This is a genomic window from Streptomyces sp. NPDC055287 (genome assembly GCF_053646035.1).
In genome coordinates, this window is sequence record NZ_JBSHNE010000007.1 from 72102 (window position 1) to 97177 (window position 25076).

The 25076-nt window shown below is 71.2% G+C and carries 26 protein-coding genes and 1 pseudogene; 12 read left to right on the forward strand and 15 right to left on the reverse strand.

Features of this window, described 5'->3' with window-relative positions:
* Nucleotides 1-22 precede the first annotated feature (22 nt).
* Nucleotides 23-982 carry an ROK family protein gene (locus ACWIHY_RS13735; RefSeq protein ID WP_454375838.1) on the reverse strand — a complete coding sequence of 320 codons (960 nt, stop codon included), beginning with the start codon at nt 980-982 and terminating at the stop codon, nt 23-25.
* Between the two features lie 141 nt (nt 983-1123).
* Here ACWIHY_RS13735 and ACWIHY_RS13740 point away from each other — a divergent pair, with 141 nt between their 5' ends.
* Entirely contained in the window at nt 1124-2164 is a 1041-nt protein-coding gene (locus tag ACWIHY_RS13740) for a LacI family DNA-binding transcriptional regulator (protein ID WP_454375839.1), read from the forward strand.
* A gap of 37 nt (nt 2165-2201) precedes the next feature.
* Here ACWIHY_RS13740 and ACWIHY_RS13745 read toward each other — a convergent pair whose 3' ends face one another.
* From ACWIHY_RS13745 to ACWIHY_RS13770, 6 genes are all read right to left on the reverse strand, one after another.
* On the reverse strand, nt 2202-4079 hold the full coding sequence (locus ACWIHY_RS13745; protein WP_454375840.1) for a serine/threonine-protein kinase: 1878 nt from the start codon (nt 4077-4079) through the stop codon (nt 2202-2204).
* Nucleotides 4080-4170: 91 nt separating this feature from the next.
* Nucleotides 4171-5469, reverse strand: coding sequence for a DUF6986 family protein (locus ACWIHY_RS13750; protein WP_454375841.1), 1299 nt, complete (start codon nt 5467-5469; stop codon nt 4171-4173).
* Between the two features lie 162 nt (nt 5470-5631).
* Nucleotides 5632-6594: an electron transfer flavoprotein subunit alpha/FixB family protein gene (locus tag ACWIHY_RS13755; RefSeq protein WP_454375842.1), complete on the reverse strand. Its 963-nt coding sequence runs from the start codon at nt 6592-6594 to the stop codon at nt 5632-5634.
* Between the two features lie 60 nt (nt 6595-6654).
* Nucleotides 6655-7440: an electron transfer flavoprotein subunit beta/FixA family protein gene (locus tag ACWIHY_RS13760; RefSeq protein WP_454375843.1), complete on the reverse strand. Its 786-nt coding sequence runs from the start codon at nt 7438-7440 to the stop codon at nt 6655-6657.
* A gap of 201 nt (nt 7441-7641) precedes the next feature.
* Nucleotides 7642-8169 (reverse strand): flavin reductase family protein, encoded by a 528-nt coding sequence (locus tag ACWIHY_RS13765; RefSeq protein ID WP_454375844.1) that lies wholly within the window; start codon nt 8167-8169, stop codon nt 7642-7644.
* 204 nt (nt 8170-8373) lie between these two features.
* A complete protein-coding gene (locus ACWIHY_RS13770; protein ID WP_454375845.1) occupies nt 8374-8700 on the reverse strand; it encodes a TlpA family protein disulfide reductase in 327 nt (108 codons plus the stop codon).
* Nucleotides 8701-8928: 228 nt separating this feature from the next.
* On the opposite strand from ACWIHY_RS13770, the gene ACWIHY_RS13775 reads away from it, so the two are divergent.
* On the forward strand, nt 8929-9651 hold the full coding sequence (locus tag ACWIHY_RS13775; protein ID WP_454375846.1) for a lysophospholipid acyltransferase family protein: 723 nt from the start codon (nt 8929-8931) through the stop codon (nt 9649-9651).
* A gap of 9 nt (nt 9652-9660) precedes the next feature.
* Here the strand turns inward: ACWIHY_RS13775 and ACWIHY_RS13780 are convergent.
* The 6 genes and pseudogenes from ACWIHY_RS13780 to ACWIHY_RS13805 all read right to left on the reverse strand — a co-directional run bounded on the left by ACWIHY_RS13780 (nt 9661) and on the right by ACWIHY_RS13805 (nt 15967).
* Nucleotides 9661-10229: pseudogene (locus ACWIHY_RS13780) on the reverse strand (transglutaminase-like domain-containing protein).
* An 86-nt stretch (nt 10230-10315) separates the two neighbouring features.
* The gene (locus ACWIHY_RS13785) at nt 10316-11401 is read right to left on the reverse strand and encodes a threonine aldolase family protein (RefSeq protein WP_454376045.1); all 1086 of its coding nucleotides are present in this window, start codon (nt 11399-11401) and stop codon (nt 10316-10318) included.
* The gene (locus ACWIHY_RS13790) at nt 11398-12165 is read right to left on the reverse strand and encodes an SDR family NAD(P)-dependent oxidoreductase (RefSeq protein ID WP_454375847.1); all 768 of its coding nucleotides are present in this window, start codon (nt 12163-12165) and stop codon (nt 11398-11400) included. Before ACWIHY_RS13790 ends, ACWIHY_RS13785 begins: the two co-directional genes overlap by 4 nt.
* A gap of 26 nt (nt 12166-12191) precedes the next feature.
* A complete protein-coding gene (locus tag ACWIHY_RS13795) occupies nt 12192-13589 on the reverse strand; it encodes a DUF6421 family protein (RefSeq protein WP_454375848.1) in 1398 nt (465 codons plus the stop codon).
* 81 nt (nt 13590-13670) lie between these two features.
* Nucleotides 13671-14843: an alpha/beta hydrolase fold domain-containing protein gene (locus ACWIHY_RS13800; protein WP_454375849.1), complete on the reverse strand. Its 1173-nt coding sequence runs from the start codon at nt 14841-14843 to the stop codon at nt 13671-13673.
* Nucleotides 14840-15967, reverse strand: a complete 1128-nt coding sequence (locus tag ACWIHY_RS13805; RefSeq protein WP_454375850.1) for an LLM class flavin-dependent oxidoreductase — start codon at nt 15965-15967, stop codon at nt 14840-14842. The genes ACWIHY_RS13800 and ACWIHY_RS13805 overlap by 4 nt, the downstream gene beginning before the upstream one ends.
* A gap of 64 nt (nt 15968-16031) precedes the next feature.
* Here ACWIHY_RS13805 and ACWIHY_RS13810 point away from each other — a divergent pair, with 64 nt between their 5' ends.
* The 3 genes from ACWIHY_RS13810 to ACWIHY_RS13820 all read left to right on the forward strand — a co-directional run bounded on the left by ACWIHY_RS13810 (nt 16032) and on the right by ACWIHY_RS13820 (nt 17635).
* Nucleotides 16032-16655, forward strand: coding sequence for a PadR family transcriptional regulator (locus ACWIHY_RS13810; RefSeq protein ID WP_454375851.1), 624 nt, complete (start codon nt 16032-16034; stop codon nt 16653-16655).
* Between the two features lie 132 nt (nt 16656-16787).
* A complete protein-coding gene (locus ACWIHY_RS13815; RefSeq protein WP_454375852.1) occupies nt 16788-16913 on the forward strand; it encodes a hypothetical protein in 126 nt (41 codons plus the stop codon).
* A 38-nt stretch (nt 16914-16951) separates the two neighbouring features.
* Complete coding sequence (locus tag ACWIHY_RS13820; protein ID WP_454375853.1) at nt 16952-17635, forward strand: glycerophosphodiester phosphodiesterase; 684 nt, start codon at nt 16952-16954, stop codon at nt 17633-17635.
* An 84-nt stretch (nt 17636-17719) separates the two neighbouring features.
* Here ACWIHY_RS13820 and ACWIHY_RS13825 read toward each other — a convergent pair whose 3' ends face one another.
* Nucleotides 17720-18271, reverse strand: coding sequence for a GNAT family N-acetyltransferase (locus ACWIHY_RS13825; RefSeq protein ID WP_454375854.1), 552 nt, complete (start codon nt 18269-18271; stop codon nt 17720-17722).
* Nucleotides 18272-18342: 71 nt separating this feature from the next.
* On the opposite strand from ACWIHY_RS13825, the gene ACWIHY_RS13830 reads away from it, so the two are divergent.
* The 6 genes from ACWIHY_RS13830 to ACWIHY_RS13855 all read left to right on the forward strand — a co-directional run bounded on the left by ACWIHY_RS13830 (nt 18343) and on the right by ACWIHY_RS13855 (nt 22738).
* Nucleotides 18343-18729, forward strand: a complete 387-nt coding sequence (locus tag ACWIHY_RS13830) for a VOC family protein (RefSeq protein WP_454375855.1) — start codon at nt 18343-18345, stop codon at nt 18727-18729.
* A 96-nt stretch (nt 18730-18825) separates the two neighbouring features.
* Nucleotides 18826-19428 carry a DUF5134 domain-containing protein gene (locus ACWIHY_RS13835; protein ID WP_454375856.1) on the forward strand — a complete coding sequence of 201 codons (603 nt, stop codon included), beginning with the start codon at nt 18826-18828 and terminating at the stop codon, nt 19426-19428.
* Between the two features lie 84 nt (nt 19429-19512).
* On the forward strand, nt 19513-20451 hold the full coding sequence (locus tag ACWIHY_RS13840; protein WP_454375857.1) for a M56 family metallopeptidase: 939 nt from the start codon (nt 19513-19515) through the stop codon (nt 20449-20451).
* A 59-nt stretch (nt 20452-20510) separates the two neighbouring features.
* The gene (locus ACWIHY_RS13845) at nt 20511-21197 is read left to right on the forward strand and encodes a phosphatase PAP2 family protein (protein WP_454375858.1); all 687 of its coding nucleotides are present in this window, start codon (nt 20511-20513) and stop codon (nt 21195-21197) included.
* Nucleotides 21194-21931 (forward strand): HAD family hydrolase, encoded by a 738-nt coding sequence (locus tag ACWIHY_RS13850; protein WP_454375859.1) that lies wholly within the window; start codon nt 21194-21196, stop codon nt 21929-21931. The genes ACWIHY_RS13845 and ACWIHY_RS13850 overlap by 4 nt, the downstream gene beginning before the upstream one ends.
* A 165-nt stretch (nt 21932-22096) precedes the next feature.
* Nucleotides 22097-22738, forward strand: coding sequence for a TetR/AcrR family transcriptional regulator (locus ACWIHY_RS13855; protein ID WP_454375860.1), 642 nt, complete (start codon nt 22097-22099; stop codon nt 22736-22738).
* Here the strand turns inward: ACWIHY_RS13855 and ACWIHY_RS13860 are convergent.
* Nucleotides 22726-24213 (reverse strand): LVIVD repeat-containing protein, encoded by a 1488-nt coding sequence (locus tag ACWIHY_RS13860; protein ID WP_454375861.1) that lies wholly within the window; start codon nt 24211-24213, stop codon nt 22726-22728. The two genes, ACWIHY_RS13855 and ACWIHY_RS13860, sit on opposite strands and share 13 nt — an antisense overlap.
* Nucleotides 24214-24393: 180 nt before the next feature.
* Between ACWIHY_RS13860 and ACWIHY_RS13865 the strand changes: the two genes are divergently transcribed.
* Nucleotides 24394-25071: a DUF305 domain-containing protein gene (locus tag ACWIHY_RS13865; protein ID WP_454376046.1), complete on the forward strand. Its 678-nt coding sequence runs from the start codon at nt 24394-24396 to the stop codon at nt 25069-25071.
* Nucleotides 25072-25076: the final 5 nt, after the last annotated feature.

The following is a 25076-nucleotide window of genomic DNA, read 5'->3' on the forward strand; positions in this document are numbered from 1 at the left end:
GCGCGGTGACGCGGGCAAGGGCTTATCCGACGTACGTGGCCGCTCCGCCCGGTTTGCCGCCGAGCGCGGCGGCGGCTGCCGCACCCACCAGGCCCGCGTCGGTTCCGGTCAGAGCCGGAGCGACCTGGACCCGCTGGGCGAACGAGAGTGTGGCGTACTCGCGCAGGGCCCGGCGCAGCGGCGCGAAGAGCACGTCGCCCGCGCCCGCGACTCCCCCGCCGACAACGGCGATCTCGATCTCCACGAGCGTCGCGGTGGCGGCGATGCCGGCGGCCAGCGCCTGGGCGGCCCGGCGGTACGAAGCGACGGCGACCGGGTCTCCGGCGCGGGCGGCGGCCGCCACCGCGGCGGCGGTGACGTCACCGTCGGGTCCCGGCCGCCAGCCCTGATCGAGGGCCCGGCGCGCGATGTTGGGGCCGCTGGCGATGCGTTCCACGCAGCCGCGCGAGCCGCACGGGCACGGGTCGCCGTCGAGGTCGACGCTGATGTGGCCGATGTGGCCGGCGTTGCCCGTCGGCCCCGGGCGGAGCCGGCCGTCCAGGACCAGTCCGCCGCCGACGCCCGTGGAGACGACCAGGCACAGCGCGTTGTCGTAACCGCGGGCCGCGCCCTGCCAGTGCTCGGCCGCTGTCATCGCCACACCGTCGCCCACGAGCGTGACGGGCCGGCCCCCCGCCGCCCGGCTCACCCGCTCGACCAGCGGAAAGTCGCGCCAGCTGGGCACGTTGACCGGACTGACCGTGCCGGCGGAGGCGTCCACGGGGCCCGCGCTGCCGATGCCGACCGCCGTGGCGCGCTCCCACAGGGGGGACGCGGTCAGCTGATCGAGCACCACACCGACGGCGCCCATCACGCTCTCGCCGTCCTCCTGCGCGGGCGTCGGCCGCTGCGCGCGCAGGAGAATCCGGCCGTCACCGTCCACCAGCGCGCCGGCGATCTTGGTGCCGCCGATGTCGAGAGCGGCGACGAGGTCGGTGTGCATCGGTGTCGGGTCTCCAGGCGAGGCAGGGGTGTGGCAGGTCAGAGCCAGTCTCCATTCAGTTGACAACGTTGTCCAGGCCCTATGCTCGACGCCACAGCCTTAGCACGCCGACCGCACCCGACTACGACAGGACATCGCACTGTGGCCGAGACCGAAAGCCGCCCGGAGCTCCGTTACGGCATCCGGCCGACCATGAAGGACGTCGCCGCCCGCGCCGGTGTCGGCCTCAAGACGGTCTCGCGCGTCGTGAACGGCGAACCGGGCGTCACTCCCGACACCGAGCAGCGCGTCCAGGAGGCGATCGAGGCACTGGGCTTTCGCCGCAACGACAGCGCGCGGGTCCTGCGCAAGGGCCGCACCGCGAGCATCGGCCTCGTCCTGGAAGACCTCGCGGACCCGTTCTACGGGCCGTTGAACCGCGCCGTCGAGGAAGTCGCCCGCGCCCACGGCGCCCTCCTCATCAACGGATCGAGCGCCGAGGACCCCGCCCGCGAACAGGAGTTGGTGCTCGCCCTGTGCGCCCGGCGGGTCGACGGACTGATCGTGATCCCGGCGGGGGACGACCACCGCTATCTGGAGCCGGAGATCGCGGCGGGCGTCGCCACCGTCTTCGTGGACCGCCCCGCCGGGAAGATCGACGCGGACGTGGTGCTCTCCGACAGCTTCGGCGGCGCGCGCGAGGGCGTAGCCCATCTGATCGCGCACGGCCATCGCCGTATCGGCTTCATCGGCGACCAGCCGCGCATCCACACCGCCAACGAGCGGCTCCGCGGCTACTACGCCGCGATGGAGGAGGCCGGGCTGCCGACCGACGACGCGTGGGTGTCACTGGGCAGCACGGCTCCCGAGCGGGTGCGGGAGGCGGTCACCGCGATGCTGGACGCCCCCGATCCCGTCACCGCTGTCTTCGCGGGCAACAACCGGGTGACCGTGACGGCGGTACGGGTTCTCGCCGCCCGGGAGCGTCCCGTCGCGCTGGTCGGGTTCGACGACATCGAACTCGCCGACCTGCTCCAGCCCGGCCTCACCGTCGTCGCACAGGACGCCGCCCTGCTGGGCCGCGCCGCGGCCGACCGTCTCTTCCGCCGCCTCGACGGCGCGAACGACGCCCCCGCGCGCGTGGAGCTGCCGACGCGGCTCATCGCGCGCGGGTCGGGCGAGATTCCGCCGTGGACGCTCTGAGGGGCGCGCGGCCGGGCCTCAGAGCCGCGCGGCCGGGTCAGCACAGGGGCAGGCCGGGAACCGGCTCGTCGTTCCTGCCGCCCTTGATGTAGACGTCGCTGACGAAGACGCCGGCGTTCCCGCTGTCGTCGTCGGTCTTCGCCCACCAGACGTTCGTCCACTCGCCGGAGGTCTCCCGGCGGCCTAGATTCTGCTGGCAGTAGAAGTAGTTGGTGCCCGCGTTCAGGACACCGGCCTGGGCGCCGGAGGCCGTGTACGACGTCGCGGTCTTCCAGACCGTGCAGTTGTACTTGCCGTCGCCGATGCCGTGGCAGACGGGCTCAGGGGCGGGGTCGCCACCGCTTCCGCCGCCGGCCGTGGCCGTCGCGCCGCCGCTCCCGGACCCGCCGATCGCCGCGCTGCCCGGGTCATCGGCCCCGCCCGAGGTGTTCGAACCGCCGGAGGAGACGGACGTACCGGAAGTGCCGCTGCCGGAGTCCCCGGCCGCATCGCCGTCGGAGTCACCGGATTTCCCGCCGTCGGCGTCGCCGTCGTCGCCGGCGCCCGGCTTCTTCCCGTCCGCGCTCGGGCTCCTGTCGGCGTCCCCGGACGGCTCGGCCGCGGCCGGCTTCTTCGTGGCGGCCGGCTCGTCGCCGGCCGGTGTCCGGTCGAGGCCCCGGGGCGGCTCACTCTCCGCAGCTCCCTTCGCCAACTCGCCGGACTTCGCCTCCGTACGGTCGGCGAGGACGTACGAGACGCCACCACCGGCCAGCAGGACCGCCGCGACACCCGCCGCCACCAGGGCCGCTCTGCCGCGTCCTCGCCCGCGCTCCGGAAGGCGGCCGGCCGGGGACGCCGCGGGCGCGGCGTCCGGGGCGGGCTGTGCGTGCTGTGCGGGCGGTTGTGCGTGCTGTGCGGCGGGCTGCGCGTGCTGTGCGACCGATTGTGCGGGCTGCCGACTCGCCACCGGGCCGAATCCCTCCGGCCGGTGTGGCAGCACATCGCGCACCGTCCCCTCGCGGGGCACGCCACCGCCGCGGACACGGCCGCCGAGCGCCACCGTGTCCTGGCCGGGCGTGTCCTGGCCGGGCGTGTCCTGGCCGGCCGCAACCGCCGCGAGGAGCCGGGCCGCCGCCCGGGCGTCCGGGCGCTGCGCCGGGTCCTTGGCCATCAGTTGCTGGAGTACGGGCCCGAGCGGCCCCGAGCGACGGGGCTCGGGCAGCGGTTCCACGACGATCGCGTTCAGCGTCGACCAGGTCGACGTACGGCGGAACGGAGAGCCGCCCTCCACCGCCGCGTACAGCGTCGCGCCGAGCGCCCAGACGTCGGACGCGGGCCCCGGTTCCTGCCCCTGGGCACGCTCGGGCGCCAAGTAGTCGAGGGAGCCGACCAGTTCGCCGCTGCGGGTGAGGTGCGTCGCCGAGCCGTCTCCCGGGTCGTCCATCGCGGCGATCCCGAAGTCGGTGAGAACCACCCGTCCGGTGTTGCGGTCGAGCAGTACGTTGCCCGGCTTGACGTCGCGGTGCAGCACCCCGGCCTGGTGCGCGGCGGCGAGCGCCTCGAGCACCCTGGCGCCGACGGACGCGGCTTCGCGCGGGTCCAGCAGTCCCCGTTCGCTCAGTACGTCGTCCAGGGAGGGCCCGTCGACGAGTTCCATGACGATGACCGGGCGGCCGTTGTGCTCGGCTACGTCGTGGACGGCGATGACCCCGGGATGGCGCACGCGCGCGGCGGCTCGCGCCTCGCGCTGCATCCGGATCCGCAGGCCGTCCAGTTCGGGCGCCGACGAGTCGTTGTACGTACGCAGTTCCTTGACCGCGACCTCGCGGCCGAGCACCTCGTCGACGGCGCGCCAGACGACGCCCATGCCGCCCTTGCCGAGCTGCTCGACCACCCGGTAGCGGCCGGCCAACCGCTCGTTCTCCCCCGTAGCCACCGCTGCCCCGTTCCTCTGTTCCACTGTGCCGACTGAGACCGGGTACAGAGTACGGGGCAGCCGTGACAGCGACGGAGGCTGTTCGCGGCTGTTACTTGGCCGTTGCCGTGAGGTCTCCGCGGCGCGGTGACGCGAAGCCGTCGAGGTCCGCGCGGGTGAGGCCGGTGAGCCGGGCGACCTCGGCCGTGTCCAGGGCGCCGCAGTCGATGCCGCGCAGCAGGTAGCCGCTCAGCGCCTTCGCGGTGGCGGGCTCGTCCATCACGTCGCCGCCGGCGTGGTTGACGTACGCGGCGAGGCGCGCGGCGGCCTGCTCGTACCCCTCGCGGTAGAAGGCGAAGACGGCCGCGTAACGGGTCGGGATGTGCGCCGGGTGCATGTCCCAGCCCTGGTAATAGGCGCGGGCCAGGGCGCGGCGGGTGAGGCCGTAGTGGAGGCGCCAGGCCTCGTGGACGTGCTCGGTGCTGCCGACCGGCAGGACGTTGGTCGAGCCGTCCGAGACGCGTACGCCGGTGCCCGCTGCGGCGACCTGCATGATGGCCTTGGCGTGGTCGGCGGCCGGGTGGTCGCTGGCCTGGTAGGCGGCGCTGACGCCGAGGCAGGCGCTGTAGTCGAACGTGCCGTAGTGCAGTCCGGTGGCGCGGCCCTCGGCAGCGCCGATCATCCGGGCCACGGCGGCGGTGCCGTCGGCGGCGAGGATGGACTGACTGGTCTCGATCTGGATCTCGAAGCCGATCCGGCCCGCGTCCAGGCCGCGCGCCTTCTCGAACTCCTCGACCAGCCGCACCATCGCGGTGACCTGCTCGGGGTAGGTGACCTTGGGGAGCGTGAGGACGAGCCCGTCGGGCAGGCCGCCGGCCTCCATCAGGCCGGTGAGGAAGATGTCGAGGGTGCGGATGCCGCGGTCGCGTACGGCCGCCTCCATGCACTTCATGCGGATGCCCATGTACGGGGCTGCCGTGCCGTTGGCGTACGCCTCGCTGATCAGGCGGGCGGCGCGGGCGGCGTGCGCGTCCTCGTCGGCGTCGGTCCGGCCTCCGTAGCCGTCCTCGAAGTCGACGCGCAGGTCCTCGATGGGCTCGCGCTCCAGCTTGGCGCGTACGCGGTCGTACACCGGCTCCGCGAGGTCGTCGGAGAGGCCCAGGACCTCGGCGAAGGAGGCGGCGTCGGGGGCGTGTTCGTCGAGCGCCCTGAGTGCCTGGTCACCCCAGGAGCGGATGGTGTCGGCCGCGAAGACGTCACCGGGTACGTAGACGGTGTGCACGGGCTGGCGGGTGCCCGGGTCTCCCGGGTAACGGCGGGCCAGCTCCTCGTCGACCGGTACGAGGGAGGCGCTGATGCCCTCGCTGACCGCGCCCGCGAGGCTCGTCGCCACCTTCTCCTGCTGACCCATTACCAACCCTCCAGTTTTCCGCTGCACGGAATCAACAATCCGCATGGCGAAGTTAACGGCCGGTCGTGACCTGCGTCAATGGTCTCCGGAAAGCGGCCGGGGCCGCGCGGTGAAGATCACCACACGGCCCCGGCGTACTGCTGCTCGCTGCTGCTGCGCAGGTCAGCCCTTGCGCGCGTTGACCTCGTCGGTCAGCTGCGGGACGACCGCGAAGAGGTCGCCGACCACGCCGTAGTCCACGAGGTCGAAGATCGGGGCCTCGGCGTCCTTGTTGATGGCGACGATCGTCTTCGAGGTCTGCATGCCGGCCCGGTGCTGGATGGCGCCGGAGATGCCGGACGCGATGTACAGCTGCGGGGAGACCGACTTGCCGGTCTGGCCGACCTGGTTGGAGTGCGGGTACCAGCCGGCGTCCACGGCGGCGCGCGAGGCGCCGACAGCGGCACCGAGCGAGTCGGCGAGCGCCTCGATGACGTGGAAGTTCTCGGCGCCGTTGACACCGCGGCCGCCGGAGACCACGATCGCGGCCTCGGTCAGCTCGGGGCGGCCGGTGGACTCGCGCGGGGTGCGCGAGACGACCTTGGTGCCGGTCGCGTTCTCGCCGAAGGAGACGGACAGCGCCTCGACGGTGCCGGCGGCCGGGGCGGCCTCGACGGGCGCCGAGTTCGGCTTCACGGTGATGACCGGGGTGCCCTTGGAAATGCGGGACTTGGTGGTGTACGAGGCGGCGAACACGGCCTGCGTGGCCACCGGGCCCTCGTCGCCGGCCTCCAGGTCGACGGCGTCCGTGATGATGCCGGAGCCGATACGGACCGCGAGGCGGGCCGCGATCTCCTTCGCCTCGGCGGAGGACGGCACGAGCACGGCGGCCGGGGAGACGGCGTCGTACGCGGCCTGGAGCGCGTCCACCTTCGGTACGACGAGGTAGTCGGCGAACTCGGGGGCGTCAGCGGTGAGGACCTTGACGGCGCCGTGCTCGGCGAGCACCGCGGCGGTGGCCTCGGCGCCGGCGCCGAGGGCGACGGCGACGGGCTCGCCGATGCGGCGGGCGAGCGTCAGCAGTTCGAGGGTGGGCTTGCGGACGGCGCCGTCCACGTGGTCGACGTAGACGAGAACTTCAGCCATGGGAATGCTCTCCTGCGAGTGCGAAGAAGAAGGATGGGGTCAGCTGGGGGGCGCGCGGGCCTAGATGAACTTCTGGCCCGCGAGGAACTCGGCCAGCTGCTTGCCGCCCTCGCCCTCGTCCTTGACGATCGTGCCCGCGGTGCGTGCCGGGCGCTCCGTGGCGGAGTCGACCTTGGTCCAGGAGCCCGCGAGGCCGACCTCGTCGGCGTCGATCTCCAGGTCGTCCAGGTCCAGGGACTCCACCGGCTTCTTCTTGGCGGCCATGATGCCCTTGAAGGACGGGTAGCGGGCCTCGCCCGACTGGTCCGTCACGGACACGACGGCCGGCAGGGAAGCCTCGAGCTGCTCGCTCGCGGCGTCGCCGTCACGGCGGCCCTTGACGACACCGTCCTCGACGGAGACCTCGGAGAGCAGCGTGACCTGCGGGACGCCCAGGCGTTCGGCCAGGATCGCCGGGAGGACACCCATGGTGCCGTCGGTCGACGCCATACCTGCGATGACCAGGTCGTAACCGGTCTTCTCGATGGCCTTGGCGAGCACCAGCGAGGTGGCCATGACGTCACTGCCGTGCAGGTCGTCGTCCTCGACGTGGACGGCCTTGTCGGCACCCATGGACAGCGCCTTGCGCAGGGCGTCCTTGGCGTCCTCGGGACCGACGGTCACCACGGTGATCTCCGCGTCGTCGGCCTCGTCGGCGATCTGCAGCGCCTGCTCGACGGCGTACTCGTCGAGCTCCGACAGCAGGCCGTCGACGTCGTCGCGGTCGACGGTCAGGTCATCGGCGAAGTGCCGGTCGCCGGTGGCGTCGGGCACGTACTTCACACAGACAACGATCCTCAAGCTCACGCCGGCTCTCCTACTGCATCGTCTATTTCTTGACTGCCTCGTTGCAGGCAGCATAGGCGCCTGAAGGGGCGGTTCCCGGTCGGGGCCAACCCCGCTCCGACTGGAATATTACTCGTCAGTACATCCAGTGCATTCCCTGTAAGCAAGCGCTTTGAACTGTGACCTTGCCAACGCTGTGTAATCGGCGGACACGGGGAACTCTCAGTCCCTCAGCGCGTTGAAGCGTCCCTGGTGGTACAGCAGCGGCCGACCGCCTCCGGCGGGGTCTCCGGCGACAGCCTGGCCGAGCACGATCCGATGATCCCCCGCCGGCACCCGTGCCACCACACGGCACACCAGCCACGCCAGTACGCCGTCGAGCACGGGCACCCCCTCGGGTCCCGTACGCCACCGGGTCGGCGGCGCGAAACGGTCGGCGCCACTGCGGGCGAACGTCGCGGCCAGGTCCTGCTGATCCTCCGCGAGTACGTGGACGCCGATGTGCTCCGCCTCGGCCAGGACCGGCCAACTGGAGGACCCCGTGCCCACGCCGAAGGAGATCATCGGCGGATCGGCGGCGACGGAGTTGAGCGAGGTGGCGGTGAAACCGACGGGGCGCACGCCCTGCGCCGTGATCACCGCGACGCCGGCGGCGTGCTGCCGGAAGACCGAGCGCAACAGCTCGGGAGAGCCTTCGAGCGGCTGCGGCGCGGCACGGCGCGGCACGGCGAGATCGGGTGAAACCGTCATGGGGCTGTCCTCGGTGTCCTTCCGTGGCGGATGGATGCGGGCCCGTCGGTGCTCAGGCACCGGGACAGCGCGCACTCGCGTCGCGGGCCAGGTCGGCAGGGGCCCGCCCGGGGAGAAGGAGTTCTGACGGCACACGGTCAGCCTGGCGATGCGTGGCCGGTGCAGTCAAGCCGGTTCCGGACGATGGGACGCGTGTCACTGCGCTCATACGGCGCGACCGAGCGCGGCGATGACGTCGGCGCGGCGCGGCTGTCCGGAGGCTCTTCGTACGATCCGGCCGCCCGCGTCGAGCACGAGCACCGTGGGCGTGGCGACGATGCCGAGTTCGCGTACGAGCTCGAGTCGCGCCTCCGCGTCGATCTCCACATGGGCAACGCCCTCGACCATGTCCGCCACCTCGGCGAGGGTCCTGCGGGTCGCGCGACAGGGCTGGCAGAACGCGCTCGAGAACTGCACGAGGGTCGCCCGCTCCCCCGGTTCCGCGCCCAGTTCGGCCGCCCCCAGCCGCGTACCGCCGTCGCGTCCTGGCACGTTCCGCCTCCCGTTGATCTCTGCCTCTTCCCGCGTCTTTGTTCCAGCGTTCACCACAGACAGACGATTCCTGATGTTTCCGTACGTGACGAGAATCTCGCGTATGAACGCCGCCAGGACTGGCTACTCGGCCTCTCATGGGGCACGATCTGCCCAACGCCGCTAAACCTACGGCTGCGTAACCTCGCCGGGAGAGCCCTCCCCGGGCACAGAAGGGTCACCCCTGACATGGCAGAACTCGTCTATCGACCGGTCATCGGTGCCGCACTCACCCTGTTCAAGGCGCTGGACCTGAAGATCGACACGCAGGGTTCTGAGAACATCCCGCGCACCGGTGGCGCCGTGCTGGTGAGCAATCACATCAGCTACCTGGACTTCATCTTCTCGGGACTCGGCGCGCTGCCGCAGAAGCGCCTGGTGCGCTTCATGGCGAAGGACTCGGTCTTCCGCCACAAGATTTCCGGACCGCTGATGCGCGGCATGAAGCACATCCCCGTGGACCGCAAGCGCGGCGAGGCGGCGTACGCGCACGCCCTCGACTCGCTGCGCTCGGGCGAGATCATCGGCGTCTTCCCGGAGGCGACGATCTCCGAGTCGTTCACGCTCAAGAGCTTCAAGTCGGGTGCGGCGCGCATGGCCCAGGAGGCCGGCGTTCCGCTGATCCCGATGGCGCTGTGGGGCACCCAGCGCATCTGGACCAAGGGCAAGCCGCGCAACTTCGGCCGCAACCACATCCCCGTGACCATACGGGTCGGCGAGCCGATGGAAGCACCCGTGGACGAGTTCGCGGGCGCCATCACGCGCCGGCTGCGCGGCCGCGTGCAGGAGCTGCTCGAGGCCGCCCAGCGCGCGTATCCCGTACGCCCGAAGAACGCCGAGGACACCTGGTGGGTGCCGGCGCACCTGGGCGGTACGGCGCCGACCGCCGCGCAGGTGCGCGAGGCCGGCTGACCGAGCGGGTCAGAGGGCGGCGGGGAGCGTCCGCCAGAGGTGCGGCCGGTCCGGGGCGGCCCGCAGAGCGCCGAGGACCGCCGGATGGGGTGCGGCGTACAGCACGGGGTAGTCGGCTTCGCCGCGCTCCGGACGTACGGCGAAGGCCAGCTGCTCGCCGTCCACCGAGAACCGGGCGTCGACGCCCGGCTTGTTGCCGCGTGGGTCCTGGCGCAGCCAGGCGCCGTGCCCGGGAAGCCTGACCGCCACGAGGCCGTGGACCGCGGGGTTCGAGCCGTCGTCGTCCGCGAGCCGCTGGTAGCACAGGGCGGTCGGGATGCCCTCCGCCCGCAGCAGCGCGGTCAGGGCGTGGGCCTTGGCGTAGCAGATCCCGGTGCGCCGCGCGATCACGTCCGAGGCGCGCCAGGTGACGCGTGTGTCGCCCGCGTCGTGGGAGTGCGGGATGGTGTCGCGTATGCACTGGGCGCCCCGGGGCTCAGCCGGTCCGCCGTCTTCCGCACCAGTGGGTGTTCATGGTCGATGACGTCGTCGGCGGCCAAGTAGGCGGCCAGGTCAGGGTTTTCCTGGATCAGCTCCATGGTGCGGAGCGTAAGTATGCGACCGACCGCCAGTCAATGAATTTTCGGTCGATCGCATACTTATTCAATGAGTGCCGTGGGTCCGGCTACCCGGCCATCTCTTCCTTGAGCGCCTGCACGAAGCCGTCCACGTCGTCCTCGGTGGTGTCGAACGAGCACATCCACCGGACGTCGCCGGCGGCCTCGTTCCAGAAGTAGAAGCGGTAGTGCTGCTGGAGCCGCTCGCTCACGTCGTGCGGCAGCCGCGCGAAAACGGCGTTGGCCTGCACCGGATAGAGGATCTCGACGCCGTCCACCTGGCGGACGCCGTCGGCGAGCCGCTGGGCCATGGCGTTGGCGTGGCGGGCGTTGCGCAGCCACAGGTCGCGGGCCAGCATCGCTTCCAGCTGCACCGACACGAAGCGCATCTTGGAGGCGAGCTGCATCGACAGCTTGCGCAGGTGCTTCATGGCGCGTACCGCGTCCGGGTTGAGGACGACGATCGCCTCACCGAACAGCATGCCGTTCTTCGTCCCGCCGAAGGACATGATGTCCACGCCGACGGCGTTGGTGAAGGTCCGCATGGGTACGTCGAGCGAGGCCGCCGCGTTGGATATCCGGGCCCCGTCGAGGTGCACCTTCATCCCGTGCGTGTGCGCGTGTTCGCAGATCGCCCGGATCTCGGCAGGCGTGTAGACCGTGCCGAGTTCGGTGTTCTGGGTGATCGACACAACCTGCGGCATCGCGCGGTGCTCGTCCTCCCAGCCGTACGCCTGCCGGTCGATGAGCTCGGGCGTGAGCTTGCCGTCCGGCGTCGGTACGGTCAGCAGCTTCAGGCCGCCCATCCGCTCCGGGGCGCCACCCTCGTCCACGTTGATGTGGGCGGTCTCGGCGGCGATGACCGCGCCCCAGCGGTCGGTGACCGCCTGGAGGGCGACCACGTTGGCGCCGGTCCCGTTGAAGACGGGGAAGGCCTCGGCCCGGCCGCCGAAGTGGCTGCGGATGATCCGCTGGAGGTTGTCCGTGTAGTCGTCCTCGCCGTAGGCCACCTGGTGGCCGCCGTTGGCGAGGGCGACAGCGGCGAGCACCTCGGGGTGGGCTCCCGCGTAGTTGTCACTCGCGAAACCGCGCACCCGCGGGTCGTGGTGCCGTCGCGCGTCGGTCTTCGCCGCGTGCGTCGGGTCCGGATTCACGGCTTGGGAGTCAGCCACAGACGCTGTCCATTCACTTCACTGGCGGGCTGGTCCCAGACCCCGGCAATGGCCTCGGCCAGTTCCTTGACGTCCGTGAAGCCCGCGAACTTCGCGTTCGGGCGCTCGGCGCGCATCGCGTCGTGCACCAGTGCCTTGACGACCAGGATGGCAGCCGCCGCACGGGGGCCATCCTCGCCCCCCGCCTTGCGGAACGCGTCGGCGAGCGCCAGGGTCCACGCCTCGGCCGCGGCCTTGGACGCGGAGTACGCGGCGTTGCCCGCGGTGGGCTTGGAGGCGCCTGCCGCGCTGATCAGCAGGTAACGGCCGCGGTCGCTGCGCAGGAGCGGCGCCTGGAAGGCGAGGGAGGTGTGCTGGACCGTACGGATCAGCAGCTTCTCCAGCAGGTCCCAGTCGGCCAGGTCCGTCTCGGCGAAGGTCGCGCTGCCGCGCCAGCCGCCGACGAGGTGGACCATGCCGTCGATCCGGCCGAATTCCTTCTCGGTCTTGTCGGCCCACTCACGGGTGGCGGCGAGGTCGAGAAGGTCCACGGTGTCACCGGTGACGGTGGCGCCCCCGTGGGCGTACCGCGCGGCGTCGACGGCCTCGGCGAGGCGCGCCGGGTTCGCGTCGGAGCCGACCACGATCGCACCTGCCTCGGCCAGCCTGAGCAGGGTCGCGCGACCGGCCGGCCCGCCCGCTCCGGCCACCGCGATCACGGCGCCTTCCAGCGGCCCGCCGTTGCTGTTGCCGATGCTGCTTGTCATGGTCGTCGCCTCCTGGTCGCGATGGCTCACGCGGCCACCCGCTCGGCACTCGCCGCGGTGATCCCCTTGGTGGAGGCGATCACGTTCTTCAGCTTCTTGGAAAGGGCCTCATAGAACATGCTCAGCGGAAACTCGTCCGGAAGCACATCGTCCACGAGCTTGCGCGGCGGCAGCGACAGGTCCAGGGCGTCGGGGCCCTTGGCCCAGCGGGATCCGGGGTGCGGAGCGAGGTACGTCGACACCAGGTCGTACGCGGCGAACCAGTGGACCAGCTTGGGGCGGTCGATGCCGGCCCGGTAGAGGTCCTCGATCTCGGCGCAGAGCTGGTTGGTGACCTGCGGGGCCCGCTCCCAGTCGATCTTGAGCGTGTTGTCGGTCCAGCGCACCACGTCGTGCTTGTGCAGGTACGCGAAGAGCAGCTGGCCGCCGAGACCGTCGTAGTTGCGGTTGCGGTCACCGCTGACCGGGAAGCGGAACATCCGGTCGAACAGCACGGCGTACTGGACGTCACGGCCGTGCGCGTTGCCCTCGGCCTCCAGCTTCACGGCCTCCTTGAAGGCGGTGAGGTCGCAGCGCAGCTCCTCCAGGCCGTACATCCAGAACGGCTGGCGCTGCTTGATCATGAACGGGTCGAAGGGCAGGTCGCCGTGGCTGTGGGTGCGGTCGTGGACCATGTCCCACAGGACGAAAGCGTCCTGGCAGCGCTGCTGGTCGGACACCATCGCGCGGATGTCGTCGGGCAGCTCGAGACCCAGGATGTCGACGGAGGCCTCGGTGACACGGCGGAAACGGGCCGCCTCGCGGTCACAGAAGATGCCGCCCCAGGTGAAGCGCTCGGGGGCTTCCCGGACGGCGATCGTCTCGGGGAAGAGCACGGCGGAGTGGGTGTCGTACCCGGGGGTGAAGTCCTCGAAGGTGATGCCGAGGAACAGCGGGTTGTCGTAGCGGGTGCGCTCCAGCTCCGAGAGCCACTCGGGCCACACCATACGGAGCACGACCGCTTCGAAGTTGCGGTCCGGGTTGCCGTTCTGCGTGTACATGGGGAAGACGACCAGGTGCTCGAGGCCGTCCGCGCGCTGCTGGGCGGGCTGGAAGGCGAGCAGCGAGTCCAGGAAGTCGGGCACGACGAAGCCGTCGGCGGCCCACTTGCGGAGGTCGGCGACGAGAGCGCTGTGGTACGCCGCGTTGTGCGGCAGCAGCGGCGCGAGCTCCTCGACCGCGTTGATCACGCGGTCGACGGTCGCCTCCGCCGTGGCGCGCGTCGGTGCTCCATCGGCGTCGAAGTCGATGGAGCCGTCCGCCGACTGCCAGGGCCGGATCGCCTCCACGGCATTCTTGAGCTCGAGCCAGGCAGCGTGCTCGACCACGCGCCGGGCACCGGATATGCCGTCGGCGACTGTGTCCTGCACAAGAATTTCCGTCATGTCACTTCCTCCACGGGAGAACCTCGCGTCAAGGCACCGTATAGGTCTTCAGCTCTCCCATTCAAGCCCAGTCTCAGTAAATTATCCTGCCGAGCCCCCGTGATCGCCGCCATTCTTCCTGTCTTTTGCCGTACGGGCGATTGCTTCTGCCACGCCGCTCAGCGCGTCCCGGGCGTCCGCCAGGAGCGCCGGGAAGGCGAAGAACCCATGGAACATTCCGGCGTAATGGCTCTCGGTGACCGGCACTTCGGCGGTCCGCAGCCGCCTTGCGTACGCCCGTCCCTCGTCGCACAGCGGGTCGCAGCCCGCCGTGACGATGTGCGCGGGCGGCAGGCCTGACAGGTCGGCCGCCCGCAGCGGTGAGGCGTGGGGGTGACCACCGTCACCGCCCGGGCCCAGGTACTGCTCCCAGAACCAGCGCAGTGCCGCGGCCTCCATGAAGTAGCCGGTGGCGTTCGCGCGGTAGGAGCCGGTTTCCTGCCCCGCGTCGGTCGCCGGATAGACGAGCACCTGGAGGGCGAGGGCGGGACCGCCGCGCTCCTTCGCGACGATCGCCACGACGGCGGCGAGGGTGCCGCCCGCGCTGTCGCCCGCGACGACGAGGGCCTGCGGATCACCTCCCAGCTCCCCGGCGCGGTCCGCGGCCCACAGCAGGGCGGCGTACGCGTCGTCGACAGCGGCGGGGAAGCGGGCCTCCGGCGCCGGGCGGTAGTCCACGGAGACGATCACCGCGCCCGAGGCGCGGCAGAGCTCGCGTACGGACGTGTCGTGGGTGTCCAGACCGCCGAGGACCCAGCCGCCCCCGTGGTAGTGAACGACGGTCGGGCGGGGGCGGCCGGGCTCGGCGGGCGGACCGGGCCGGTAGATCCGCACCGGTACGTCCGGAGCGCCTTCGGCACCCGGGACGGTGCGGTCCTCCACCGAGCCCACGGGCGGCGGCTCCACCGGCGGCCTCGCTATCGCGCCGATGACGCGCCGGGCCTCGACGGCGTCGGTCACGGCCCCGCCCAGGTCCGGGAAGGCGGCAGCCAGGAGGTCGGCCAGGGCCCTGGCCTCGGGGGTGAGGCGGTCGGGGGTGCCGGCTTGGGGCGTGCGGCCGTCGGGGGTGCCGGTTTCGGGCGTGCGGCGGTCGGGTCCGGTTCCGGGTGTGCCGCGGTCGGGGCCGGTTCCGGGTGTGCCGCGGTCGGGGCCGGTTCCGGGTGTGCCGCGGTCGGGTCCGGTTCCGGGTGTGCCGCGGTCGGGTCCGGTGGTCATCGTCCACCCTCCCTGAAGTGCGGGATGACCTTCTCGCCCCACTGCCGGAGCGTTTCCAGGCACGCCTCCTGCGGGACGGTGCCCATCTGGATCAGGCACATGATCTCGTCGGCGCCGGCGTCGCGGAGACGCTCGGCGTAGGCGATGGCGTCGTCGGCCGTGCCGTAGGCGTGGTCGGCGTTGAACGTGTCCGTGGCGGCGGGGCGTACGGGGATGTGGTGCTCATGGAGCCGTGCGACGACCTGCTCGGCGGCCTTGCGCATCTCGGCCGCCTCGTCGGCGCCCTCGACGACCGCCTCGTCCGGGAGGCCCGCGCCGCCGTACCAGTGCCCGATGGACTGGGCGAAGAAGCGCTGGCCGCGGGTCCCGATGCGCCGGGCCTCGTCGCGGTCGTCGAGCACGATCGTCGGGCAGAGCACCGAGAAGTGATCGTTGACGACGGTCGAGACCAGACGCTCCGGGGTGCGGGCGGCGAGCGCGGCGTCGTACGCCGTGCGCATCCGTGCGATCGACTCGGGTCCCGCGAAGCCCATCACCAGTGCTCCGACACCGAGTTCGGCGGCCTGGGTGAGGGTCTCGGTACGGCTGCACGCGAGGAAGAGCGGAGGGTGCGGGGTCTGCCGGGGGCGCGGCAGGATCGGGTGCGGGGCAATGTCTATGAGCTCGCCGTGGTACTCGAGTTCGTCCTCCTGCCACGCCTTGCCGATGATCCGCAGCGCCTCCTCCACCTCCTGCGCCGTGCGGTCCCGGTCGACGCCGCACAGTGAGGTCTCCTGCTCCGTTCCACCGCGCCCGGCCCCGAGGTCGAGCCGCCCGCCGGAGAGCAGGTCGAGCATCGCGGCGCGCTCGGCGACGCGGGCGGGGTGGTTGAAGTTGAACGGCATGCAGACGACGCCGTGGCCGATGCGGATGGCCGTGGTCTGCGCTGCCACCCAGGTGAGGAAGATCTCCGGGGCGGACATGTGCGCGTACCACTTCAGGGAATGGTGCTCGACGGCCCAGATCCGGTCGAAGCCCACCTGCTCGGCGAGCACCGCCTGTTCGACGCTGTCGCGGATGACCTGGTGCTCGCGCTCGACGGTGGGATCGGCCAGTTGGGCCTCGAAGATGACGGAGAACTTCACGGTGCCTCCACGGGGTGCGTCCAGGGGTTGCGTCCAGAGGGCTGCGCCTATTTCAATTAGGCATATGACTAGTCGTCAGGTGCCAAAGAAGCAAGACCCCGAACTCCCGCCCACCGCCTGGGCGGTCCTCGGCCTCCTCTCCTTTCCGGGCGAGCGGACCGGCTACGAGCTGAAGAAGTGGGCGGACGCCTCACTGCGCTTCTTCTACTGGTCGCCCGCGATCAGCCAGATCTACGCGGAGCTGCGCCGGCTCGAGTCGCTCGGTTACGCGGCCTCCCGGCGCTCGGGCCCCGAGGAGCCGCGCGCGAAGCGCCGGTACGCGATCACGGGAACGGGCCGCGCGGCGCTCGCCGAATGGGCGGACGGCTCCGGGGACGCGGGCCCGCCCGTTCTCAAGCACTCTCTCGTACTGCGCGTCTGGCTGGGGCATCTGGCGGACCCGCAGCGCCTGCACGCGCGCGTGGCGGACCATATCGCCCGTACGAGAGGCGACTTGAAGGAGGTACGGGACGCTCTCGCCCACGCCGAAGGAGTGGCGGAGTGGGCGCACCCTCAGGTGGCGCTTCGTTGGAGCGAGCGGCAGCATCTGGCCGAGCTGGAACTGGCCGGGGCGATGCTGGCCGATCTGGAGCGACTGGGCGGTGCGGCGCCGCGTCAACACGCCCAGGGCGCGCCCACGCACGAGTGATGCGGGTCGCGGATGACCACCCCGTGGCGGTAGGACGGAGGGGGAGCCGCCCGCTCCGATCCGCCTCCGACCGGCCTCCGAACGGCCTCCGGTCTTCGGCCGGTCCTCTCCGATCCCCTGGAGCCGTACCGCGTGAGCACCCGTGCAGTCCTTGTCGCCGCCCTGATCACCGGTCTGATCCTCGGCATCGCCGGCGCCCGAGCCGAGCACTCCGCTTCCCCGCGCGAGACGGGTTCCCTCTTGGAGGCGGGCCGTTAGGCTGCCCGGGAGCCGCTGTCGACGGAAGCGAGATTGCCTTGAGTTTCCTCACCATTGGTCACCGTGGGGTCATGGGTGTCGAGCCGGAGAACACCCTCCGTTCCTTCGTCCGTGCCGAGCAGGCCGGCATGGACGCCATCGAGCTCGACCTGCATCTGAGCAAGGACGGCGCGGTCGTCGTGATGCACGACGCCGAAGTGGACCGTACAACCGACGGGCGTGGCGCGATCGCCGACCTGACCCTCGCGGAACTGCGGGGACTCGACGCCGGGCAGGGCGAGCGCGTCCCGCTCTTCGAAGAGGTCCTCGACGCGGTGAAGTCGCCGCTCCAGGCGGAGATCAAGGACAGTGCGGCGGCGCGGGCGCTCGCCGACGTCATGCTCCGGCGCGATCTGGCGGGCCGCGTGGAGGTGTCGTCGTTCCACGACGAGGCCGTCGCCGAGATCGCCTCGCTCGTCCCCGGCGTACGGACGGTACTGATCGCCAGCCGGTACGGAAACGACGTGGTGGACCGCGCCGAGGCGGTGGGCGCGGCGACGCTCGCCCTGAACATCCGCAGGCTGACTCTGGAGACGGTGGAACGCGCGCACGCGAAGGGGCTGCGGGTCATCGGCTGGGTGGTGAACACGCAGGACCACCTGCGGCTGGTGCGGGCACTGGAGCTGGACGGCGCGACGACGGACTACCCGGAGATCCGCCGCACGGGCCGCTTCACCGCATAGCCACGGGGCCGCTTCACCGCACAGCGCGGAGGGCGGCGTACGGCGCGCGGAGTACGGACGGCGCGTGGCCGCACCAGCGCCCGCCTAGCCCAGTGCCTTGACCAGCAGCTCGAACTCCAGGTCGTCGCGCTGCGGAACGCCGAAGCGCTCGTCGCCGTACGGGAACGGAGTCATCCGCCCCGTACGGCGGTACCCGCGCCGCTCGTACCAGGCGATGAGGTCGTCGCGCACGGAGATCACCGTCATGTGCATCTCATTCGCGCCCCAGCTCTCGCGGACGGTCCGCTCCGCCTCAGCGATGATCACCTTGCCGAGGCCCGTGCCCTGCATCTCGGGGCGGACCGCGAACATGCCGAAGTACGCCGCCGCCCCCCGGTGTTCGAGTTGGCAGCAGGCGACGAGCGTGCCGTCCCGTTCGACCGTCAGCAGCCGGCTGTCCGGCGACTTGATCACATCGAGGACGCCCTGGGGATCGGTCCGCTGCCCTTCGAGGATGTCCGCCTCCGTGGTCCAGCCCGCCCGGCTCGTGTCCCCCCGGTACGCCGACTCGATGAGCGCGACGAGCGCCTCCGTGTCGGCCTCTGTCGCGTCGCGGAAGGTGAGCTCGGCGGCGGCCGGGCGCGGGGTGGTCTCCATAGGGGCGCTCTCCAGATCTGTACGTCTCGGGTCGGGCGCCCCGAGCCTAACGCGCGCTAAGGTCCGGGTGCATGGTGCATGTACTGAGCAGCAGGACGCTTCTGCGGCCTACGGATCCCGAGCGTTCCCGCGCGTTCTACGGCGAGGCCCTGGCGCTTCCCGTGTACCGCGAATTCGGCACGGGCCCGGAGCGCGGGACGGTGTACTTCCTCGGCGGCGGCTTCCTGGAGGTCTCCGGCCGCTCCGACGCCCCTCCCTCCCCCGCCCTCCAGCTGTGGCTCCAGGTCGCGGACGCGGCGGCGGCGTACGACGAACTGTCGGTGCGCGGCGTCGACGTGCTGCGCCCGCCCGTGAAGGAGCCGTGGGGGCTGATCGAGATGTGGATCGCCGACCCCGACGGGGTGCGCATCGCGGTCGTCGAGGTGCCTGCGGACCATCCGCTGCGCTACCGCCCCTGACCCCGGCGTGCCCCCCGTGCACCCCCGTGCGCTCGCGTACGGGGGTGCACGGGCGGGCATCGACGGGAGGACACCGTCGATCCGGGGAGGTACGCCGTGCACGGACAGACGATGTCCGGCTGGCTGCTCGTGGCGCTGTGCGCCGCGACCGGCGCGTACTGCCTGCTGCGTCTGCGCAGCGGCAGAGGGGAACACCGCGAGGGAGCGGCCGGCGAGGCGCTGATGGGGTTCGGAATGGCGGCGATGGCCGTGCCCGCCGCTGTGCTCGCGCCACCGGTGTGGGGATGGATGCTGTACGCCGCCGTTTTCGGCGGGGCCGCCCTGTGGGCGCTCTGGAAGGCCCGTGGCAGCGCCGTTCACGGGCACCGCGCCCACCACCTCATAGGGTCGCTGGCCATGGTCTACATGGCGTGGGTGATGGCACCCGGCAGCGCGGGCGCCGTGCACACGGGCCATGCGGCCGGTTACCCGGCCGGCGGGATCCCGCTGCTGACCGGCGCGCTGCTGCTCTACTACGCCGCGTACGTCCTGCGCTCGGGAGTGCGGCTCATGCCGGTGGCCGCGCGGACAGCGGGAGCGGGCGCGGGCGCGGGCGTGGGCGGGACAAGTGAGGTCGGCTGTGGCGCCCGGCCGGAGCTGGCACTCGCGTGCCGGCTGTCCATGGGCATCGGCATGATCGCGATGCTGCTCACGCTCTGAGGCGCCGGGCCAGAACGGTGTCCTGCGTCACTTGCGCGCCGAGACCATACCCGGGAGTAGGGTCGCGCTCATAGGCTGGCAGCCATGACGGTCTCCCTCGCGCTTCTGCTGCTCGGTGTCGTCGCCGCCGTCGCGGCCCCGCGGCTGATGTCGCGTGCCGACTGGCGGGACCGCGAGCCCGTGGTGGCCCTGTGGGTGTGGCAGTGCGTGGTGGCGGGGGTGCTGCTGTGCTTCGGTCTCTCGATGACGTTCAGTGCCGCCGCCGCCTGGCAGGCCGTGCGGGGCCACGTCTTCGCACCCGCCCCGCACGGAGTGGTCGAGGCGTACGCCCTTGCCGCGTACGGGCCCTGGTCCGCGGTCATCGCGGTGCTGCTGGCCTGCGGCGGCGCGTGGACGGCGGCGATGCTGACCCGGGAGATCCGCAGGACGCGGGTACGACGCGCGCGGGGCCGGGCGGAACTGCTCGTGCGCGCCCCGCTGCTGCCCGGTGAGGAGCCCGGCAGTGACCGGCTCGTCGTACTCGAGGGTGAGCGCCCTGACGCGTGGTGGCTGCCGGGCGCCGCGCCCCGGCTGGTTCTCACCACGGCCGCGTTGCGGCGCCTGAAGGGGCGCCAGCTCGACGCCGTACTCGCGCACGAGCAGGGGCATGTGCGGGCGAGGCACGACTGGCTGCTGCACTGTGCGTCCGCTCTCGCGATCGGTTTCCCGCAGGTTCCAGTGTTCGCGGCGTTCCGCGACGAGATGCACCGGCTGGTGGAGCTGGCCGCCGACGACGTGGCCTCTCGGCGCTTCGGGCGGCTGACGATCGCCCTGGCCCTGGTCGAACTCAATGAGGACCGCGGTGTGTTCGGCCCGTGTCCCACACCGCACGCCGAACTGCCGCTGCGTGTCGACCGGCTGCTGGCGGCGGCTCCCCGGCTCACCGCCGGCCACAGGCTGCGGCTGACGGCCGCGGCGTCCCTCGTCCCCGCCGTACCGCTGCTGGTCGCGTTCGTGCCGGGGCTCAGCGCGCTGAGCGGCTAGCGGCCGTGCGACAAGCGGGAGGTTGGCCCCGGAGTACGGCCGTGGGCGAGGATCTTTCCATGCGTTCCTCCCAGCCGGCCCCCTCGTCCCGCCCCGCCCGTCCCGCGCCCGTACTCGCGGCAGTCGTCTTCACCGCCCTCTCCGTCCTCCTTCTGCTGCTCGTCGTGGTCGAGTGGCGCCCCCTGATCTCGCTCGACCGCTCGGTCGGTGACACCCTGCACGACTCGGCCGTCGGTCATCCCGCCGTCACCCGGACCAACCGGATTCTGTCCGACTGGGTGTGGGACCCGTGGACGATGCGTGCGCTGGTGGCCGTCGCCTTCCTGTGGCTGCTCCGCCGGGGGGAACGGCTCCTGGCGCTCTGGATCGCCGCCACCAGTGCGGTCGGCACGCTCGTGCAGCAGGTCCTCAAGGGAGCGGTCGGCCGTGAGCGGCCCGTGTGGCCGGATCCGGTCGACACCGCGCACTTCTCCGCCTGGCCCTCCGGCCACGCGATGACGGCGATGGTCACCTGCGGGCTGATGGTGTGGCTGCTCTCGCTGCGCGGCGCGGCTCCCGGACTGCGCACCGCCATTCTGGTGGTGGGGACGGCGTCCTGGATCGGGGTCGGTGTCACGCGGCTCTATCTGGGGGTGCACTGGGTGTCCGACGTGGTGGGCGGCTGGCTGCTGGGAGCGGCCCTCGTGGCGCTCTCCGCGGTGGCGTACGGTCGCCTCGTCGCTTCCCGGGAAGGATCATCCGTATGACGTTCAAGGGCGCGCTCTTCGACTTCTCCGGCACGCTGCTCAGAATCGAGCCGACCGAGGTGTGGCTTCGCGCCGCTCTCGACGAGCAGGGACTGTCCCTCCCGCCGGACGACTTCGCCCGGTGCGCACAGCAGTTGGAGGCGGCGGGGGCGCTGCCCGGCGGGGCCGACCCGCGGCGGGTGCCGTCACATCTGGCCGAGCTGTGGGCGACGCGCGACGAGAGCGCGGAGCGGCACCGCGCCGCGTACACGGGTCTCGCCCGCGAGGTCGCGCTGCCCGACGCGCGCCTGTACGACGCACTGTACGAGCGCCACATGACTCCGGCCGCCTGGCGCCCGTACCCGGACGCCGCCGAGGTGCTCGGTGAACTTCGGCGGCGGGGCATCGGCGTCGCCGTCGTCAGCAACATCGGGTGGGACCTGCGGCCCGTCTTCCGGGCGCACGGCCTGGACGTGTGGGTGAACGCTTACGTCCTGTCGTACGAGTACGGCGTCCAGAAGCCGGATCCGAGGCTCTTCGGGGTGGCCTGTGAGGCGCTCGGCCACGATCCGCGCGACATCCTGATGGTCGGCGACGACCCCCGCGCCGACGGCGGGGCGGCGGAACTGGGGTGCGCCGTGCACTTCGTGGACCACCTGCCGGCCGAGGAACGGCCATCGGGGCTGCGCCCGGTGCTGGGGCTCCTGGGCCGAGGTCTCGGCGGGACAACCAGCAGCGGGACAACTCACGGCTGACAGCTCACCAGACAGCTCACAGATGACATGCGAAAGCGTCTGTATCCGGCGGTCCCCCGCGCCGCCGGATACAGACGGCAAGCCCACAGAACAGGCCCGGCAAGGCGCCTGTCGTGGGACCACTGAGTATATTGGCTCCGGGCCAGTCAACGCAGGAGTTACAGCATGTCCCCGCGCAGCGCATCGGTCAATGAAGAATTGCGTCGCCGTTCCCGGGAACGGCTGCTGCAGGCCACCGTGGAGCTCGTCGCGGAGCGCGGCTACGAGGCGACGACGCTCGGCGACATCGCGGACCGCGCCGGATCGGCGCGCGGACTTGTCTCGTACTACTTCCCCGGCAAGCGGCAGTTGCTCCAGTCGGCCGTTCACCGGCTGATGCACCGGACGCTCGAAGCGGCCCTGGAGCGCGAGCCGCGCACCGAGGACGGCAGCGAACTGCTGGCCCGCGCGATCGACGCCGTACTGGGTCTCGCCTGCGACCACCCGGTGCTCATGCGCACGCACATGGCGGGCATCCTCCAGGCGGACGGCTTTGTGCAGTGTCCCGAACAGCAGCGGCTGGCCGCGCTGTTGCGGGGCGCTGTCGTGCGCCACGGATCGCCGGATGTGGACGCCGACTATCCACTGCTGCGCGCCCTGTTGATGGGCGCGGTGTTCGCCGTACTCCTGCCGGGGGCCCCGATGCCGCTCTCCAGCCTGCGGGCCGAGTTGTTCCAGCGGTACGGGCTGGACTGGGAACTCGGCGTACCGCCGGGCGGAGACCCGCCCGGCGGCACACGCGTACGGACCGTGGATCAGCGGCGGTAGTCGGGCTGGGTCTGCACGTTGAGCTCGTGCAGCCGCACCTTCCTTGCGCCGTCGGTGCGCTTGTCGTTGAGCTTCAGGACGTCGAAGCCCTTCGCCATGTCGTTGGAGTAGATGTAGCCGTTGTAGTAGTACGCCGACCAGGAGCCGGCGGTGACCTGGGAGGTCGCGCTGACGGGACCGCGCTCGAAGAAGGCGATCTCCTTCGGCTTGGCCGAGTCGGTGAAGTCCCAGACGGAGACGCCGCCCTGGTACCAGGCCTGGACCATGATGTCCTTGCCCTTGACCGGGATCAGGGAGCCGTTGTGAGCGACACAGTTCTCCGTGGCGGCCTGGTGACGGTCGATCTTGAAGTAGCTCTTGAAGACCAGCTTGCGCTGGTCGCCCTTGCCGGTGATGTCGTAGATGCCGTCGGCGCCGCGGTTCGGGCCGGTGGCCTCGTTGCAAGTGGCGGCGCCGCCGCCGCCGAGCTCGTCGGTGAAGACCACCTTGTTGGCCTTCTGGTTGAACGTCGCCGAGTGCCAGAACGCGAAGTTGACGTTGTCCTGGACGCGGTCGATGACCCTGGGCTTCTCCGGGTCCTCGATGTCGAAGATGATGCCGTCACCCATGCAGGCGCCGGCGGCCAGGTCCTTCGAGGGCAGCACGGTGATGTCGTGGCAGCCGGTGGTCTTGGAGACGCCCGGGTTGGTGGGCGCGCCCGGGTTCCCGCCGTCCGGGAAGAGCACCGGGAAGTCGACGATCGCGGACTTCTCCGGGGCGCTGCGCGGCACCTTGATGATCGAGATGCCGTCGTGCGGCGGCTTGCAGTCGGGGAACGTGTCGCTCGGCGAGTACGAGGAGACGTAGACGTAGACGTTGCGGCGCTCGGGCACGAGGGTGTGGGTGTGCGAGCCGCACGCGGTCTCGACAGCGGCGACGTACTGCGGGTTGCTCTTGTCGCTGATGTCGAAGATCTTCATGCCCTCCCAGGAGGACTTCTCCGTCGCGGGCTGCGACGTGCTCGCGCACGAGTTGTCGTTGCGCGAGGAGTCCGTGGAGAGGAAGAGCAGGTCCCCGGAGACGGAGATGTCGTTCTGCGAACCGGGACACAGCACCTGGGAGACCGTCTTCGGGGCCTTCGGGTTGCTGATGTCGAGGATGCGGAAGCCGTCGTAGTTCCCGGAGAAGGCGTACTTGCCCTGGAACGCAAGGTCCGAATTGGTGCCCTTGATGGCGTCCTTGGGGACGTTCACGAGGTGCTCGATGTTCTTGCTGTGGACGATCTCGTCCACGCCGGGTATCTCGCCGCTCTCGATGGCGGCCCTGGCTTCGGCCTGCTGTGAGGTGGTCAGGCCTTCCTTCTTCGCGGGCGCGTCTCCCGGGTCGGGGGTCGCGGCCGCGGGCCCGGCCGTCAGCAGCGTAGCGATGAGCCCTGCCGCGGCTGTTGCCACGCCCAGGCGTCTGCGCCGCACGCGGGTGATGTGCAACGAGGTCACTGCGTCCTCCCTTGTATCCGTTCTTAGTTGAACGGTTCATACACCCCGGCAGTATCGTCGTTTGCATGCACATCTCAACAGATGGCAACGAAGACGTAATGAAAGTTTTTGATCATTGCTGTGCGGAAGCGTGCTAAGAACGGACATCAATCGTCCCATGTGCCCCAGGAGGTCGCCGTGTTGATTCGCCCCCCGTTCACGCGCGCCCGCAAGCCCGCCGTCGCGCGCCCGGCGGTCGCGACAACGCTGGCCGTGGCCGCCGCACTGGGCCTCGGCGCATGCGACGCGGGAGGCGGGACCACGCCGAAGTCGAAGCCGGTCGCGGGGCCTTCGGTGGTCGCGCCGGGCAAGCCGGGTGAGCCCGCGAAGACCATGTCGGCCCAGGAGGCCGCGAAGGCACTGCCCGACGGCTCGCCCAACGGGGCGGACTTCCGTTACGCGCGCATGATGATCGAGCACCACGGCCAGGCACTCGTGATGACGGAACTGGCTCCGAAGCGGGCCGGGTCGACGCAGGTCAAGCGTCTCGCCGAGCGGATCACGGCGGCCCAGCGCCCGGAGATCGACGCCATGCGGGGCTGGCTCGACAACAACGGCGGCACGAAGCACAAGGGCGGCCACGACCACGCCGCGATGCCGGGGATGGCCACGGACAAGCAGCTCGCCCGGTTGCGGGAGGCCGAGGGCAAGGACTTCGACCGGCTGTTCCTCAACCTGATGACCGTTCACCACGAGGGCGCGGTCACCATGGCGACCGAGGTCCTCGCGCAGGGGAACAACGTCCAGGTCGAGGAGATGGCGACGGACGTGCTCGCCCAGCAGACCGCCGAGATCGGCAGGATGCGCGACATGCTGTAAGCGCG